General features: G+C 61.8%; 13 protein-coding genes. All 13 read right to left on the reverse strand.

Annotated features, from left to right (window positions below; genetic code table 11):
* Nucleotides 1-33 precede the first annotated feature (33 nt).
* Nucleotides 34-1,323 (reverse strand): phosphopyruvate hydratase, encoded by a 1,290-nt coding sequence (gene eno / locus D8M21_RS07650; protein WP_048679597.1) that lies wholly within the window; start codon nucleotides 1,321-1,323, stop codon nucleotides 34-36.
* A gap of 147 nt (nucleotides 1,324-1,470) precedes the next feature.
* The gene (locus D8M21_RS07655; RefSeq protein WP_048679600.1) at nucleotides 1,471-2,313 is read right to left on the reverse strand and encodes a MazG nucleotide pyrophosphohydrolase domain-containing protein; all 843 of its coding nucleotides are present in this window, start codon (nucleotides 2,311-2,313) and stop codon (nucleotides 1,471-1,473) included.
* Nucleotides 2,313-3,557 carry an adenosine deaminase gene (locus tag D8M21_RS07660; protein WP_048679602.1) on the reverse strand — a complete coding sequence of 415 codons (1,245 nt, stop codon included), beginning with the start codon at nucleotides 3,555-3,557 and terminating at the stop codon, nucleotides 2,313-2,315. The genes D8M21_RS07655 and D8M21_RS07660 overlap by 1 nt, the downstream gene beginning before the upstream one ends.
* Nucleotides 3,558-3,596: 39 nt before the next feature.
* Nucleotides 3,597-5,234, reverse strand: coding sequence for a hypothetical protein (locus tag D8M21_RS07665; protein ID WP_048679605.1), 1,638 nt, complete (start codon nucleotides 5,232-5,234; stop codon nucleotides 3,597-3,599).
* A 78-nt stretch (nucleotides 5,235-5,312) separates the two neighbouring features.
* Entirely contained in the window at nucleotides 5,313-6,620 is a 1,308-nt protein-coding gene (locus tag D8M21_RS07670) for a thymidine phosphorylase (protein ID WP_048679607.1), read from the reverse strand.
* Complete coding sequence (locus tag D8M21_RS07675) at nucleotides 6,613-7,092, reverse strand: cytidine deaminase (RefSeq protein ID WP_048679609.1); 480 nt, start codon at nucleotides 7,090-7,092, stop codon at nucleotides 6,613-6,615. The genes D8M21_RS07670 and D8M21_RS07675 overlap by 8 nt, the downstream gene beginning before the upstream one ends.
* A gap of 4 nt (nucleotides 7,093-7,096) precedes the next feature.
* Nucleotides 7,097-8,407: an ABC transporter permease gene (locus D8M21_RS07680; protein WP_048679611.1), complete on the reverse strand. Its 1,311-nt coding sequence runs from the start codon at nucleotides 8,405-8,407 to the stop codon at nucleotides 7,097-7,099.
* Entirely contained in the window at nucleotides 8,404-9,717 is a 1,314-nt protein-coding gene (locus tag D8M21_RS07685; protein ID WP_048679613.1) for an ABC transporter permease, read from the reverse strand. Before D8M21_RS07685 ends, D8M21_RS07680 begins: the two co-directional genes overlap by 4 nt.
* A complete protein-coding gene (locus D8M21_RS07690; RefSeq protein ID WP_048679615.1) occupies nucleotides 9,714-11,273 on the reverse strand; it encodes an ABC transporter ATP-binding protein in 1,560 nt (519 codons plus the stop codon). Before D8M21_RS07690 ends, D8M21_RS07685 begins: the two co-directional genes overlap by 4 nt.
* Nucleotides 11,274-11,288: 15 nt before the next feature.
* Complete coding sequence (locus D8M21_RS07695; protein ID WP_048679617.1) at nucleotides 11,289-12,404, reverse strand: BMP family lipoprotein; 1,116 nt, start codon at nucleotides 12,402-12,404, stop codon at nucleotides 11,289-11,291.
* Between the two features lie 139 nt (nucleotides 12,405-12,543).
* A complete protein-coding gene (locus D8M21_RS07700; RefSeq protein WP_048679619.1) occupies nucleotides 12,544-13,761 on the reverse strand; it encodes an amidohydrolase in 1,218 nt (405 codons plus the stop codon).
* A 131-nt stretch (nucleotides 13,762-13,892) separates the two neighbouring features.
* On the reverse strand, nucleotides 13,893-14,684 hold the full coding sequence (locus D8M21_RS07705) for a succinate dehydrogenase iron-sulfur subunit (protein ID WP_048679620.1): 792 nt from the start codon (nucleotides 14,682-14,684) through the stop codon (nucleotides 13,893-13,895).
* Nucleotides 14,684-16,444 carry a succinate dehydrogenase flavoprotein subunit gene (gene sdhA, locus D8M21_RS07710; protein ID WP_048679623.1) on the reverse strand — a complete coding sequence of 587 codons (1,761 nt, stop codon included), beginning with the start codon at nucleotides 16,442-16,444 and terminating at the stop codon, nucleotides 14,684-14,686. The genes D8M21_RS07705 and sdhA overlap by 1 nt, the downstream gene beginning before the upstream one ends.
* Nucleotides 16,445-16,505 lie beyond the last annotated feature (61 nt).

Consider the following 16,505-nt stretch of genomic DNA (forward strand, 5'->3'; position numbering starts at 1 on the left):
CGGGGCGTCGCGTCGTCTACCAGTGACGAGAAATTACTTCGCGGTGAACCGCGGGAAGGCAGCGGCGCCCGCGTACGTTGCCGCGCGACCGAGTTCCTCCTCGATGCGGAGCAACTGGTTGTACTTCGCCACACGCTCGGAACGAGCCGGGGCACCGGTCTTGATCTGGCCGGCGTTGGTCGCCACGGCGATGTCGGCAATCGTGGTGTCCTCGGTCTCTCCGGAACGGTGCGAGACCATACAACGGAACTCGTTGGTCTGAGCCATCGTGATTGCGTCAAAGGTTTCGGTCAGCGAACCGATCTGGTTGACCTTGACCAGCAACGCGTTGGCGGCGCCCAGCTCGATACCCTTGCCGAGACGCTCGGGGTTGGTCACGAAGAGGTCGTCGCCCACGATCTGAACTTTGTCGCCCAGTTCGGCGGTAATGGTCTTGTAACCCTCCCAGTCGTCCTCGTCGAGCGGATCCTCGATCGAAACGAGCGGGTAGGCCTCCACGAGCTCACCGTAGTAGGCGGACATTTCCTGTGCCGTCTTGCGGGTTCCCTCGAAGCTGTAGGTGTTGTCGTCCTTGTTGAAGAACTCGGAGGACGCGACATCGAGGGCCAGGGCGATGTCCTTGCCGGGGGTGTATCCGGCCTTCTTGATCGCGTCGAGAATCAGGTCCAAGGCCGCGCGGTTGGAATCCAGGTTCGGGGCGAATCCGCCCTCGTCACCCAGGCCGGTGGCCAGGCCACGATCCTTCAAGACCGACTTCAGGCTGTGGTAAACCTCGGCACCGTAGCGCAGGGCTTCAGAGAAGGTCGGCGCGCCGATCGGAGCGATCATGAACTCCTGGATGTCCACATTCGAGTCCGCGTGCGAACCACCATTGAGGATGTTCATCATCGGGACGGGCAGCACGTGGGCGTTCGGCCCGCCCAAGTACTTGTACAGGGGCAATACCGCAGAATCGGCGGCGGCGCGGGCAACGGCCAGGGAAACACCCAGGATCGCGTTGGCGCCGAGCTTGCCCTTATTATCGGTGCCGTCGAGTTCAAGCATCGCCTCGTCGATGATGCGCTGATCGGTCGCGTCGAGGCCGATGACGACCTCGGAGATCTCGTCAATCACGGCACGGACGGCATCGAGCACGCCCTTGCCGAGGTAGACGGAAGAGTCGCCATCGCGGCGCTCCACAGCTTCGAATTCGCCGGTGGAAGCTCCCGAGGGAACGGCCGCGCGGCCAAAGCCGCCGTCTTCAAGCAAAACCTCAACCTCGACGGTGGGATTGCCTCGTGAATCAAGAATTTGACGGGCGTGAACGTCGATGATGATCGCCATCTGAATGCTCCTTTTGCATCGTGAATGATGGATGGGCTGTTCCTGATCGAGCTTCAACTATGTCGAGGGAAATCGTCCATGACTCCCACGATATCGGCTTGATCTCGGATTCCATGATACCGATTTCCCACATGTTCACACATAAACTCAGGTGATCCCACGTGAAGAATCGGTAAATTCGCGGACGGCGCGGCGCAGAGCCTTTTCCGGATCTACACCACGACGTCGTGCCGCGGCCACCAGGCCCAATAATTCGTGGCCAAGGAGTTCTTCCTCGGCCTCGCTCGAGCCAGGCGCTACGGATTCTGGGGAAACCTGCGAGCCTGCGGTGGTTTCCGAGGCCGACGACGATCCGTCGGCACGTTCTGATCCACTCCAGTGCCCACGTTCGTCCGGGAGAGGGAGGCTCGCCTTGGCCGCCTTGTTAAGTGTCTTTTCGGCGAGAGCCAGAGCCGGCAACGCCGGCGGGATGCCATCAAAGGGATCGCGGCGCTCGGGCTTTTCCGCCCGCTTGATCTCGTCCCAGCGACGGGTGAGATCCTCTAATTCAGCGTTGCCGAGAGGAGCGGTGTCCCCCGATTCACCCGAGCCTTCCCGTCGACCGGGCAACTCGGCTGCTCCCGGCTCACCCTCAGGAGAGGCTTGGCCGGTGAAGACGTGAGGGTGGCGCCGAAGGAGTTTTTCGTTGAGTCCACGCACCACGTCGGCGATCCCGAACCCACCGCGCTCGGCCTCTTGAGCCACAAGCGCGTGGAACACGACCTGAAGCAATACGTCACCGAGTTCTTCTCGCAGCAACGAGAAGTCCACGCCATCGGTGGACTCGATGGCTTCCACGACCTCATAAGACTCTTCGATGAGGTAGCGAACCAGAGATTCGTGCGTCTGTTCCCTGTCCCAGGGACACCCTCCGGGCGCACGGAGGCGATCCATGATGTCTATCAGGCGGGAAAACTCCTCCGCCGCCACTGCGGTTGCTGGCTGATTCACTAGCCCACCACCGGCGCGTCCGAGTATCCTGCCATCACACGTTCGACGATCTCATCTTGTTCCTCGAGCGGAAGGAACGTTGCGTTGGCCGCATTGAGAGTGATTTCGAGGAAGTCTTCGCGCTCGTACCCGAATTCTTCGGCGAGCTTGAGGAATTCGTGGGTCATTGAGGTTCGTGACATCAACCGGTTATCCGGGTTCACGGTGACCGCAAATTCCAGGCTTCGGAGCAGTTCAATCGGATGTTCTCGGTAGGTTCTCGCCCAGTGGTCGGCCGTTGGCTCGGTCGGCTGAGGTTTCCCCACCTCTCCGACCCGCGGCGCGGCGTCCGTCTGCAGATTCGAACAGGGGCACATTTCCAACGCGATGTGTCGGTCGCGAACCCAGGCGGCGACCTCACCCATCCGGTACAAGGACGAAGCAGGCACCAGAGAAATGTCGTGACTTGTCGGAAGGCGGGAGACGTTATCCGCAAGTTCACCGTCCCGCTGACGCCGAACGACGTCTTCCAGAATGCGTACGCCATGGCCAATCCGGAGGGCCCGTCCCTCGACCACGGCCTGGCGGATAGATTCGACGCCGTCGGCCTCTCCCGCGTGCAGGGTGACCGGCAGGAAATGCTGTGCGCAGTACTCGAGGGCTTCCCGATGCTTGCTCGGCGGAAAGCCCAGCTCCGGTCCAGCGAGGTCGAATCCTACGACCCCGCGACGACGATTCCGCACGGCCGCCTGAGCAATCTCGAGGGAGCGGTCGGTATGCCGCATCGCGCACAATATCTGCCGCACGGTGATCGTCGCACCGCGTTCGGCCGCTGCCTCTTCACCCAGGGCAAGCCCTCGGGCCACCGCAGCGATGGCGGAATCGATGTCCAGGCCGTCGCCGAGATGCTGCTCAGGAGCCCAACGAACCTCGCCATAAACGATTCCGTCCGCGGCGGCGTCGAGCACGTATTCCCGAGCCACCCGAGTGAGTGCTGAGGCGCTCTGGAGTACGGCAACGGTGTGTTCGAAGGTGGCCAGATACCGCTCGAGAGATCGGGAATTCGCCGACTCCACAAACCACCGCTCGAGGGCCGCGGGGTCGGTGGCGGGCAGCTCGTGCCCCGCCTCCGCCGCGAGCTCAACAATGGTTTGAGGGCGCAATGCGCCGTCGAGATGGTCGTGCAGGCAAACCTTTGGCAAGGCCGCAATCCAGCCGACGTCGTAGGAGATATCGAACAGCGGCGTGACCACCTGCGCACTCATCGCGAAGCGTTCCTTCGACTCATTGCTGGCATGACCTGACTAGAGGCTCCACTGGGTCAGAGCGTCCGTCATGTGTTCGGGAATGTTGGCGCCCGTACGCGGGAACATCCGAAGCTCCTCGATGTACTGCTGGGCCGGCAACCGGTCCTTGTACTTGACGAAGCTTTCCTCGTCCTCGTAGGAGAAGGACACCTGCGGAGGCACACCAGGGGTGAAACGGAACATCATCGCGATGGGTGAGCCGAAGCCTTCCTGATACGAATCGGACTTGAGCTCCAAGATGTGGAGGGCTTCCTCCGGGACGATGTCGAAGGTCTTCCGCTGATCCCAGAAACCGTTCCGGCGCACGTGGGTCAGGGCATCGTAATAGGAGCCCAGAGCACGGACGCGGATCAGAACCGTCGAGACGTCGCGAGACGAACCCTCCGGCCCGAAGAGCTTCTTCTGGGCCTCACGCATGCGCTGCAGAACATCCGCTTCGGTCAACACCAGGTTGCCGGGTGCAAGCTGAGTGGTCGAGGGCTTCTGCGGCGCAGGCTGAGCCGAGCTCGAGTACGACGGCGAAACGTCGGTCTGGTCCGCCGTCGAAGGAACGGAGTCCGGTAGGTCTGCGGCAACCGACGACGCGGAGGCCGTCTCGGGGCGATCTGACTCGCCATCCCACTGACCGTCGTCGACGACCGAGGGAACCTCTTGCGAACCCTTCGACGATGTGGCGTCGGTTTCTTTCGTGCCCTTCGCGGCTGCTCCGGCGGCTACACCCGCGGCGGCACCAGTTGCCCCGCCGACGACGGCGCCGGTAGCGGCAGCTTTGGAGCCGCCCTTTGAGGAATCGTTCTCGGCGTCCGGGGTGCCCTGAACGGCAGGCTTCTCCGTTACTGGGGCCTTGGCATCGGTGCCCGAGGCCCCGGCGCCCTTCGCAGGGGCCGTTTGAGCTTCACCCTTCGGCGTGGAAGCTGGGGCATCCGTCACGGAGCCGCGCGATTCCGAGCCGGAAACCACCGTCGCGGTGGCCGGGCTGGACGTGATTTTGCCCTCGTCGGCAGACTGCGCGGTGGGCGTACCCAGAACCTCGTTCTGCTCCTGACCCTGAGTCGCGGCCGCCGAGGTGCTCTGAGCATTCTCCGACGCCTGGGGCTTAGCGGCGACGGGACGTTCTACGTCGGTCGGCTTAGCCGTGGCCGCGTCTTTGCCACCCTGGGCGAAGGTGCTCCGCACCACCTGGGTGTAGCCTTCGCGGACCTGCTCGTCGCTGTTCGGGTAGGTGTATTCGATCTCCACCGAGCGCTTCCCGTCGCGCACCGAGGAAATCATGATCTCGGCGCGGCGCCACGGACCATTCTCGCTGGCCTGGCCCGCGGTGTAGAGCTTGGCGACCGGGTCGAACCAGGTCGACTCGGTGTCCACGGTGACCTTGCGCTCGGGCTTCTCGCTCGGCTCCATCACGGCGGTCATTTCGTTGCCGTGCTGGTTGAGCTGCAACGTGGCCACCCGATGCGACTCCATGAGCTTGACGAGCTCGGGCAGACCGTTGGTCGTCGGCAGCTCAGGGCGGTCCGGAAGAGCTCGGACCTTCGAGGACGATGAGGCATCGTCCTGCTGCGCTGCGTCGATCGACTCGTTGGCCGAACCCTGCGCGTCGTCGTCTGAGTTCTTGCGGAAAAGCTTGAAAGCCACGACTCACCTGTGTTTCTGCGCCTACGTCAGACGCGCTCGAGAAGTGCCCCATTCGACGCGGGGCAAGGACTTTTGGACCTATTCTGCCGACAGTCTACCGAGGATCAGCGCTCTTTCGGCACCAGCTGAATTGTCCGTGGCGATCTCATAGGAATCAGCCAGGGATTCCAGGGCTCGGTCGAAGCGTTCCGGGGTGTCGGTCAAGAGGGTCATGAGAGGTTGCCCCTGGCGCACGGTGTCGCCCGGCTTGGCGTGCAAACGCACCCCGGCACCGGCCTGTACCGGATCTTCTTTGCGAGAGCGCCCCGCACCAAGTCGCCACGAAGCGACCCCCACGGCGAGCGCGTCAAGCCGACGTAATGTTCCGCTTTCCGGCGCGGTCACGACGTGGGATTCGCGCGCCACGGGCAATGCGGCGTCGGGGTCTCCCCCTTGGGACCGAATCATGTCACGGTAAACATCCATGGCCCGGCCGTCTACGAGTGCATCGGCGGGATCCTCGTCCACTCCCGACGCGCTCAACATCTCCCGGGCCAAGGCAACCGTGAGCTCGACGACGTCGTCCGGACCGCCACCTGCCAAGACGTCCACGGATTCTTCGACCTCGATCGCGTTACCGACGGTCAGTCCGAGCGGCGTGGACATGTCGGTCAGCAAAGCTGTGGTTTTGACGCCCGCCTCATGTCCGAGGTCGACCATGGTTTGGGCGAGTTCCCGGGCCGTGGCCTCGTCCTTCATGAACGCCCCGGAACCCACCTTGACGTCGAGGACGAGGGAATCCGTCCCCTCAGCGATCTTCTTGGACATGATCGACGACGCGATCAACGGAATGGCCTCGACGGTCCCCGTAACATCGCGGAGCGCGTAGAGCTTCTTGTCTGCGGGAGCGAGTCCCGCACCGGCCGCGCAAATCACCGCGCCCACGCTGCCGAGCAGGGAAATCATGCGTTCGTTGCTCATCGACGCCTGCCACCCTGGAATGGATTCCAGTTTGTCGAGCGTTCCACCCGTGTGCCCTAAGCCACGGCCCGACAATTGCGGGACGGCTACCCCATAGGCGGCAACGAGCGGTGCCAACGGGAGCGTGATCTTGTCCCCTACTCCTCCCGTGGAGTGTTTGTCGGCGGTGGCAATCTTTTGGCCCGGCCCAATGATGGACGAGAAGTCCAACCTCTCGCCGCTGGCGATCATGGCCTGGGTCCAGCGGGCGATTTCCTCGCGGTTCATGCCGTTGAGGTAAATCGCCATAGCCAAGGACGACATCTGTTCATCCGCGACGGCTCCACGCGTGTACGCGTCTACGACCCAGTCGATCTGCTCGCCGGTGAGGCCGAGACGATCTCTCTTAGCTCGGATGACGTCCACGACGTCGAATCGTTCACTCATGGTGACCCCTTGTCTGTACTGATGACTCTTGGCTCTGATCTCGCAGGTTCTGTAGGGCGTTTCCTCCGACGTCCGCGGCTCCGAAGGCTTGCGGAAGCACCTCGTCCATCGTGCGAGGACCCAATGGCGTCATGATTTGCAGATTTGGCGCCCGGTGTTCATTGAGCAATTGACGGCACCTGCCGCACGGCATGATGACCTCGCCGTCACCATTGACACACACGAATTCGCTGAGTGAACCACCTCCGGTGCGGAAGAGGTCTGACACCAAGGAACATTCCGCACACAAGGTGACCCCGTACGATGCATTTTCGATATTCGCGCCGGTGACGAGGCGGCCGTCGGACGTCCTCGCCGCGGCACCGACACGGTATCGCGAATACGGGCTATAGGAATGCTCCAAGGCTTCGCGGGCAGCGAGCATGAGGGGCTCCCACGGAGCCTCTCCGTTCGTGTGGTTCGTGGTGGTCATGCTGCTATTCCTTGACATAGGGGATGCCGCTGGCCGCGGGGCCGCGTGAACGCCCCACCAATCCGGTGACGGCGGCGATGGTGACCAGGTACGGGAGCATCGCGAGGAATTGGCTCGGCACGGTGGTTCCCAGTAGGGACAACACGGACTGCAGGTTGGTCGCGAAACCGAACAAGAGCGCGGCGAACAATGCCCCGAAGGGTCGCCACCGGCCGAAGATCAACGCCGCCAAAGCGATATATCCCTGACCTGCGGTCATGTCCTTATTGAAGCTCGAGACCGAAACCAGCGTAAAGAACGCACCGCCCAACCCGGCAACAGCACCAGCGAGCAAGACGTTGAAGAATCGCAGGCGATTGACCGAAACGCCCAGGGTATCGGCTGCCTTGGGATGCTCCCCCACGGCGCGGGTCCGCAGTCCCCAGCGGGTTTTGGTGAGACCGAACCAGATGAGGAAGACGACCACGTACATCAGGTAAACGATGACGGATTGGTCGAAGAGTACGGGCCCGATCACCGGAATCTTGGAGAGCACCGGGATCGCGAAGCTCGGAAGGTGCTCCGGAGCGTTCAGCCCGACGTCGGTGCGCGAAAGCACCGTGGAATAGAGGAAGCCGGTGAGCCCCGAGACCAGCACGTTGATGACGACGCCCACGATCACCTGATTCACCAGGTATTTGATGGAGAAGGACGCGAGGATCAGAGAGACCAGCATGGAACCGATCATCGCTGCGATCAGCCCGACCCACGCATTATGCGAGACGGTCCCGGCGATGGCGGCCGCGAACGCGCCGAACAGCAGCTGCCCCTCGATCGCGATATTGACGACGCCGGATCGCTCACACAGCAATCCGGACATCGAACCGAAAATCAGCGGCACGGCCAGGGTCAAGGAGCCACCAAGCAGACCCGGAAGGGACAGGCTGTTGCCGTCCGCGTGGCTAACGGCCCACACCAGCATCGCCACGATAAATGCGAACCAAAAGACGACGGCGGCCCACCTGGATACGGGGCGTCCCCGGAAGCTGACCAGCCACGCATAAACGGCAATCAGCACCATGACGGCCACGAGGATCCAGCCCGTCGCGGAAGCAACAAGGTCGATGTCGGCCAAACGGATCACATCGTGCTTATCCGAGAGCCGGAACGTGACCGTGGCTGAGGTCGAACGAAGTCCACACACCAGCAGGGCAAGTGCCGCCAGGACCGTGAAGATGATCGCGTGACGCCAGTTACGGACCACTGCGGTCGCCGGTGCCGGGGACATGACGTCGCCGGAGGAAGACGAAACGGGAGCGTTGACGGAAGTGCTCATTGTGCGGCTCCTGCCTTCTGAGGTGCCGGACGACGCTTCGTGCTAGCCGCTTTCCGGGGATCCGGGAGGCGGAAAATCGCACGAACCAGCGGCGGAGCGGCAATAAACAAGACGATCAGGGACTGAACGACCAAAACGATGTTGATATTGGTGCCGGTGTTGGTCTGCATGGCCACGCCACCGGCCCGGAAGGCACCGTAGAGCAATCCCGCCCAGAAGGTGCCCCAGGGGTTGGAGCGCCCGAGCAAGGCGACCGTAATCGCGTCGAATCCGAAGGAGGCGGCGATATCACCGGTAAGAATTTTCTCGGTGCCCGAAACCTGCGAAACCCCAGCCATCCCGGACAGTCCACCGGACATGAGCATGACCACGATGTATCCCATCGTGACGTTAATGCCGGCCGACTTCGCGGCCTTCGGGTTGGAACCCACTGCGCGCAACCGGAAGCCGATCGTCGAGCGGTTGATCATCCACGAGACGAGGAGAACGGCGAGGATGGCCAGAACGAAGCCCCAATGTAACCGGAACCCGTCGCCAAATAGCTTCGGGAATTGGGCGCTGGAGTCGATCTGCGGGGAGATCGGGTTGGTGGATCCCGGCCGCTGGAACCCCGGCGTCGTCAACAGGTAGAGAATAAAGTTCAGGGCCACGTAATTGAGCATGATGCACAGGATCACTTCGTGGGCCCCCGTTTTGGCCTTGAGCAGACCCACGAGTCCGCCCCACAAGGCACCCCCGACGATGCCGCCAACGATCACCAACAAGAGGTGGATGGCCATCGGCAGGTGCCAGCTGAATCCGATATAACCCGCGATGATGGCGCCGACGATGATTTGCCCTTGGGCACCGATGTTGAACAGCCCGGATCGGAAGGAGATCGCCACGCCGAGACCCGCAAAGATCAGCGGCGTCGCGATGGTCAAGGTTTCGGTCAACGGGTAGATCTTCTGCGTGAAATCTTTGCCGTGGGGGTTAAAAATCGCCCCTTCGAAGAGCGCGACGTACGCCGCACTGGCAGATTTCCAGGCGGCCACGAAGGTGTCGCTGGGTCGAGCAAAGAAGTAATTCATGCGGGTCAGGACGCGCTGATCGGTGAAGATGATCAACAGGCCACCCACGATCAGTGCGGCAATGAGGGCCGCGGCCGAGAGAACGAGCGGCGACGACGTAATGCGGTATGCCAGGGAAGGCTTTTCGGGGCCACTGGACCACGGCGGCGTGACGGGTGCAGGCGAGGCATCGGCGGCGGAGACGGCGGCAAGGCCGTCCGCCGGTGGCTGCACGGACTGCGGTGACTCGGTGGAGCTCATACGGTCTCTCCTTCGGCGGCTTCCGCCGGTGCTCGGTGCGAGGATTCTGCGTAGGCCTCGTCGGCCGTCGCCCCGGCCATCATCATGCCGAGGACTTCCCGTGGGATGTCTGGGTCCACGATGCCCATCAAACGCCCGTGGTGGAATACGGCGATCCGGTCCGCGAGGGCGTAGATCTCGTCCAACTCCGTGGACACGAGGATCACCGGCGTTCCGGCGTCGCGTTGCGCAACGATCCTCTGGTGGATCAGCTCGATGGATCCCACGTCCACGCCGCGGGTGGGCTGGGAAGCCACAAACAGCGAGAGGCGATGGGACAATTCTCGCGCCACAACCACCTTTTGCTGGTTGCCGCCGGAGAGCGTCTCGACCGGATCGGAAATACTATTCAGACGGATATCGAAGTCGGCGACTTTGTGGCGGGCGTTCTCCTGGATGGAGCGACGCTTCAGCTGCGGGCCACGGGAGAATTCCTGGTCATCGAACTGGTTCAACACCAGGTTTTCTTCGACGCTGAAGGATCCCACCAAGCCGTCGTCGAGCCGGTCCTCGGGAACAAAACCCACACCGGACCGGATGATCTTCTTCGTGGACCGCCCGAGCAGATTCTTCCCGTTGAGGCTCACCGTTCCGGTGGCTTTGGGGTGCAATCCCATGATGGTCTCGGTGAATTCGGTTTGTCCGTTGCCTTGAACGCCCGCTATAGCGAGGATTTCGCCGCCGCGAACCTGGAGGTTGACGTCGTCGAGGACCTTGACCCCGGAGGGAGAGACCAGCGAGAGGCCCTCAACGGAGAATTCGGATTCATTGAGCACCGGGGCGGATTTGTCGACCACCAGGTTGACGTCGTGCCCGACCATCATCGATGCCAGCTCCGTGGTCGACGCCGTGGGTTCAACGGTCCCGACAACCTTGCCTCGGCGAATCACGGTAATTTCGTCGGAAACCGCCCTGACTTCACGCAATTTATGGGAGATGAACAGCAGGGACCTACCGTCCGAACGAAGCTGGTCCATGATCGAGATCAATTCATCAGTCTCGGCCGGAGTCAGCACGGCGGTGGGCTCGTCCAAGATCAAAATCTCGGCGTCGCGCACCAGGGCCTTGATGATTTCGACGCGCTGTTGCACGCCGACGGGCAGGTCCTCGACGACGGCGTCGGGATCCACATGGAAACCGTAACGATCTGAGATCTCGCGGATTTTGCGACGAGTGGCTTCGAGGTTAAGGGACGCGCCTTTGGTCTCCTCGGCGCCCAGAGCAACATTCTCGGCAACGGTAAACACCGGAACCAGCATGAAGTGCTGGTGCACCATGCCGATACCTGCGGCCATCGCGTCCCCCGGTCCGGAGAAATGGACGGGCTTTCCATCCAGCAGGATCTCACCCTCGCTGGGTTCATACAGCCCGTAGATCACGTTCATGAGGGTGGACTTTCCCGCACCGTTCTCGCCCAGGAGGCAATGAACGGTTCCGGGTTCGACGACGAGGTCGATGGAATCATTCGCGGTGAAGGAGCCAAAGCGCTTGGTCACCGAGCGGAGTTCGAGTTTCATTCTCGGCCTTCCTCGTTACTTCTTCACCGGGCTGGCCTTGGAAGAGACCGTAATTTTGCCGTCGATGATCTGTTGCTTGAGATCCTTGACCTCGTTCTGGAGCTCGGCGGGCACGCTGCCCTCCTGATCGTGATACGGGGCCAGACCGACGCCGTCGTTCTGCAAGGTTCCCACGTACGGCTGGTTCGTGAACTTGCCTTCCATGTCGTCCTTATATGAGCTCTCGACGGCGTCGCCCATCTTCTTGATGACGGAGGTCAGCACATACTCTTGCCCGCTCGCGAGGGTTTCGTAGCCATCCGAGTCGACCCAGATGATGCGTGCTGGGTTCTTCGGCTCATCCGAGTTGAAACCGTTCACGGCATCCACCGCACCGTTACCGACGGGGCCGGCCACTGGCATGACGATGTCGGCTCCCTCATTGAGGAAGTTCTGAGTGGTGGTTTTTCCCTTGCCGGTGTCCTCGAAGTCACCGGTGAATGTTCCGGTTTGCTTGGCGACGTCCCATCCGAGCAGCTTGACGTCCTTGTGCTTCTGCTCGTTGTAGTACTTGACGCCGTCGGCGAATCCGTCCATGAAGATCGTGACGGTAGGAATTTCCATGCCACCAAACGTGGCGATTTTGCCGGTTTTGGTGGAGCCGGCCGCCAGATACCCGGCAAGGAAGGCTGCCTGGGAGGTGTCGTAGATGATCGGGCGCACATTGGGCAGATCGATCGAGTTGTCGTCGACGGTGGCAAAGTGCATCTCCGGGTGCGCCTGCGCCGCGGATTTGGTCGCATCGGCGATGTTAAAGCCCACTGTGACGGTGAGTCCGCAACCGCCTTGAACCATCGAATTCACATTGGGTTCGTAATCGGTGACGGCTTGGGACTCAGCTTGTTTGGTCTGGATGCCGTAGTCGTCCTTGGCCTTCAGGAGTCCTTCATAGGAATTCTGGTTGAAGGAACGGTCATCGAATCCACCCGAATCCGAGACGATACACCCGGTGTAGTCCGAGCGATCGTTGGCGATATCGGCGTCCTTATCTGGAGCCGGTGCACAACCGGTGAGGATCAGCGCGGACGCGCTGACGAGGGCCCCCGTCACCGCGACGGTGCGACGGGGTGCCAAAAATCGAAGGGCGGGCATGAATTACCTCCGGGGGCGCCGATCCGGAAGGGTCTCATGCCTCTGCCCGGATAGGTCGCGAGTGATATGCGGTACGAACCCTAGTCTAAACCGTCACACCACGAACCGGAGACCCCATCCACAGCAGTCCGGATAACGCCTAGCCACCACGGTGAGTCAGGTTGATCGCCCGGAGAGCAGTGGCGGCCATAACGCGGATTCCGCACTCAATGGCGCGCTCGTCGGCAATAAAATCGGCCTGGTGCAGGTCGTACGTAGGCCCGCCAGGTGTCCTCGTTCCCAACCGCATCATGGAGCCCGGGACTTCTTGGAGCATCCAGGCAAAGTCTTCCCCGCCCATGGACTGTTCCATGAGCACCACGGAATCTTCCCCGAGTTCTGCGCGAGCGGCATTTTCCAGCAGGGTGGTTTCCTCTTCGGTGTTCACGACGGGAGGCACCCCCGGAACGTGCTCCAGTTCGACCGACACTCCATATGGAGCAGAAACCTGTTCCACGACTTCGTCGAGAAGCTCTCCTGCGCGGTACCACGCGTCGGCATCGAGGCACCTCATGGTTCCGGCCATATAGCCGGTGGACGGGATCGCATTCGGAGCCACGCCCGCCTCGATCTGCCCCCATACCACCAAGACGCCGGAACGAACATCGAGGTTGCGAGACAGTACGGCCGGAACGTTGATCGCGATCTGCCCCATCGCGTAAATGAGGTCCTCCGTCAGGTGCGGTCGGGAGGTGTGTCCACCACGACCACTGACCTTCAGCTTGATCGTGTCGGTCGCGGAGGTTATGGCTCCAATGCGGGTCCCGACCTTTCCGACGTCGACCTTCGGCTCACAGTGCAGGGCAAAGGCGCGCGGCACTCCCTCGAGGGCACCTTCCTTGATGACGGACAGTGCGCCTCCAGGAAGCTGCTCTTCGGCGGGCTGGAAGATCACCCGCACCGTACCGGCCAGAGGCGCCGAGGAATCGATATCCGCCAAGGTGAGTGCCACACCCAGCATGACCGTTTGGTGGATATCGTGACCGCAGGCGTGCATGACGTCTTCGTTCTGCGATGCGAACTCCAGGCCGGTTTTCTCATGAATCGGCAACGCGTCGATGTCGGCGCGCAAAGCGACGGCGAGGGGGCCATGTCCGATATCGACATAGCATCCCGTTCGACTAAACCGAACCGGTTTGAGACCTGCCCGTTCGAGCCGCGTCATGATGCGTTCCGTCGTCTTGTGCTCACGGTACGAAAGCTCGGGGTGACGATGCACGTCACGCCTGAAGGCGATGAGTTCCTCGACGAACTTACCGACCAATGGGGTCACGTGAAGCGGACTACCGGATATTGAAGAAGACGGACTTTTAGCCATAAGAGCGACCATAGCGCCCCCGAATGAATTCGTCGGCACGTTGCAATCGTGTTAAAACATGACGACGCCGCCCGCTCCCCCGAAAATCCAGGGGATGGGGCGGCGTCGTCGGCCCGGGAACCGATCAGCGATCAGAACGCGCGGGCGAGAACTGCCTGCTTGACTTCGGCGATGGCCTTCGTGATCTGAATGCCACGGGGGCACGCCTCGGTGCAGTTGAAGGTGGTCCGGCAGCGCCAGACGCCTTCCTTGTCGTTGAGAATTTCCAAACGCATGTCACCGGCGTCGTCACGCGAGTCGAAGATGAACCGGTGGGCATTGACGATCGCGGCCGGACCGAAGTACTGACCGTCGGTCCAGAACACGGGGCACGACGACGTGCACGCGGCGCACAAAATGCACTTGGTGGTGTCGTCGAAACGCTCCCGGTCTTCCTGCGACTGGTACCGTTCGCGCTCGGGCTCATGGCCTTCGTTCATGAGGAAGGGCATGATCTCACGGTAGGACTGGAAGAACGGTTCCATGTCCACAATGAGGTCCTTCTCGCACGGAAGGCCCTTGATGGCCTCGACCGTGACCGGCTTTTCGAGGTCCAGGTCCTTCAACAAGGTCTTGCACGCGAGGCGGTTGCGGCCGTTGATGCGCATGGCATCGGATCCGCACACGCCGTGGGCGCAGGAGCGGCGGAACGACAACGAACCGTCGATTTCCCACTTGACCTTGTGCAACGCGTCCAAGACGCGGTCGGTGCCGAACATCTCGAGCTCGAATTCGTCCCAGTACGCCTCGTCAGAGACCTCGGGATTGTAGCGACGGACCTTCAGGGTCATGTTGTACTTAGGGATCTCTCCCCCGCCGCCGGACTCGCCCGGAAGATCAACCTTCGATGCGGGCTCTGCCGCATCCATTTCCTGAGTAGTCATTAGTACTTACGCTCCATCGGCTCGTAGCGGGTGAAGATCACCGGCTTGGTCTCGAGGCGGATGCCGGCGACGCTGTCGGTCTCGGCGCTCTCATCCAGGTAGGCCATCGAATGCTTCATGAACTTTTCGTCATCGCGATCGGGGAAGTCTTCGCGGAAGTGACCACCGCGGGACTCTTCACGATGCAGGGCTGCCACGGACATGACCTTGGCCAGCTCGAGGAGGAAGCCAAGCTCAACGGCTTCCAGCAGGTCGAGGTTGAAACGCTTGCCCTGATCCTGAATGGCGATACGGGTGTAACGATCCTGCAGGTCCGCAATCTTGTCGAGCGCGTTGTGGATCGTTTCTGCGGTACGGAACACCTGCATGTCCGCATCCATGACGTCCTGCAGCTCCTTGCGGAGCACACCCACCTTCTCCTCGCCGTGGCCGCTACGGACCATGTTCAGGAGATCTTCGGTGCGCTTCGTCGCGTCCTCGGCGATCGGCAAGAATTCGGCCGTCGCTGCGTATTCCGCGGCACGGATACCTGCGCGCTTACCGAACACGTTGATGTCCAGCAAGGAGTTGGTGCCCAGGCGGTTGGACCCGTGAACCGACACGCAAGCAACCTCGCCGGCGGCGTAGAGGCCAGGAACGGTGACTTCCGAGTTCTGGTACACCTCGGCATCGATGTTGGTCGGGATGCCGCCCATCGCGTAGTGCGCGGTCGGGAAGACCGGAACCGGTTCGGTGTAGGGCTCCACACCGAGGTAGGTACGAGCGAACTCCGTGATGTCAGGGAGCTTCGCGTCGATGTGTGCCGGCTCGAGGTGCGTGAGGTCCAAAAGGACGTAATCCTTGTTGGGTCCGCAACCGCGGCCTTCGCGCACCTCATTAGCCATCGAACGGGCCACGATGTCGCGCGGGGCGAGGTCCTTAATGGTCGGCGCATACCGTTCCATGAAGCGTTCGCCCTCGGAGTTGCGGAGAATACCGCCCTCACCACGGGCCGCCTCCGACACCAAAATGCCGAGTCCGGCCAAACCGGTCGGGTGGAACTGCACGAACTCCATGTCCTCGAGCGGAAGACCGTTACGGAACGCAATCGCCATTCCGTCACCGGTGAGGGTGTGGGCATTCGAGGTGGTCTTGAAGATCTTGCCGCAACCGCCGGAAGCGAAAACAATCGACTTGGCCTGGAAGACGTGGAGGTCACCGGTAGCCAGGTCGTAGGTCACGACGCCGGCCGGGCGACGCTGACCGTCCACCTCGGTCATGATCAGGTCCAGCACGTAGTACTCGTTGAAGAACTCGACGTTGTGCTTGACGCAGTTCTGGTAGAGGGTCTGGAGGATCATGTGCCCGGTGCGGTCGGCCGCATAGCAGGCACGACGGACCGGCGACTTGCCGTGATCACGCGTGTGTCCACCGAATCGACGCTGGTCGATACGACCTTCGGGCGTGCGGTTGAAGGGAAGGCCCATCTTTTCCAGGTCCAACACGGCGTCGATGGCTTCCTTGGCCATGACCTCGGCAGCGTCCTGGTCAACCAGGTAGTCGCCGCCCTTAATCGTGTCGAAGGTGTGCCATTCCCAGTTGTCTTCCTCGACATTGGCAAGGGCCGCACACATGCCACCCTGGGCCGCACCCGTATGGGACCGGGTCGGATAGATCTTGGTCAGAACCGCGGTGCGAGCTCGCTGGCCAGATTCGATGGCCGCGCGCATACCGGCCCCGCCGGCACCGACGATGAGCACATCGTACTTGTGAAGCTGCATACTTGGATGCTCTTTCCTCTTTGAATCGAAAGGTTGGGGCCGTGATCAGAACGGCCTCGAC

Source organism: Kocuria sp. HSID16901 (genome assembly GCF_003989425.1).
GTDB lineage: Bacteria > Actinomycetota > Actinomycetes > Actinomycetales > Micrococcaceae > Rothia > Rothia massiliensis.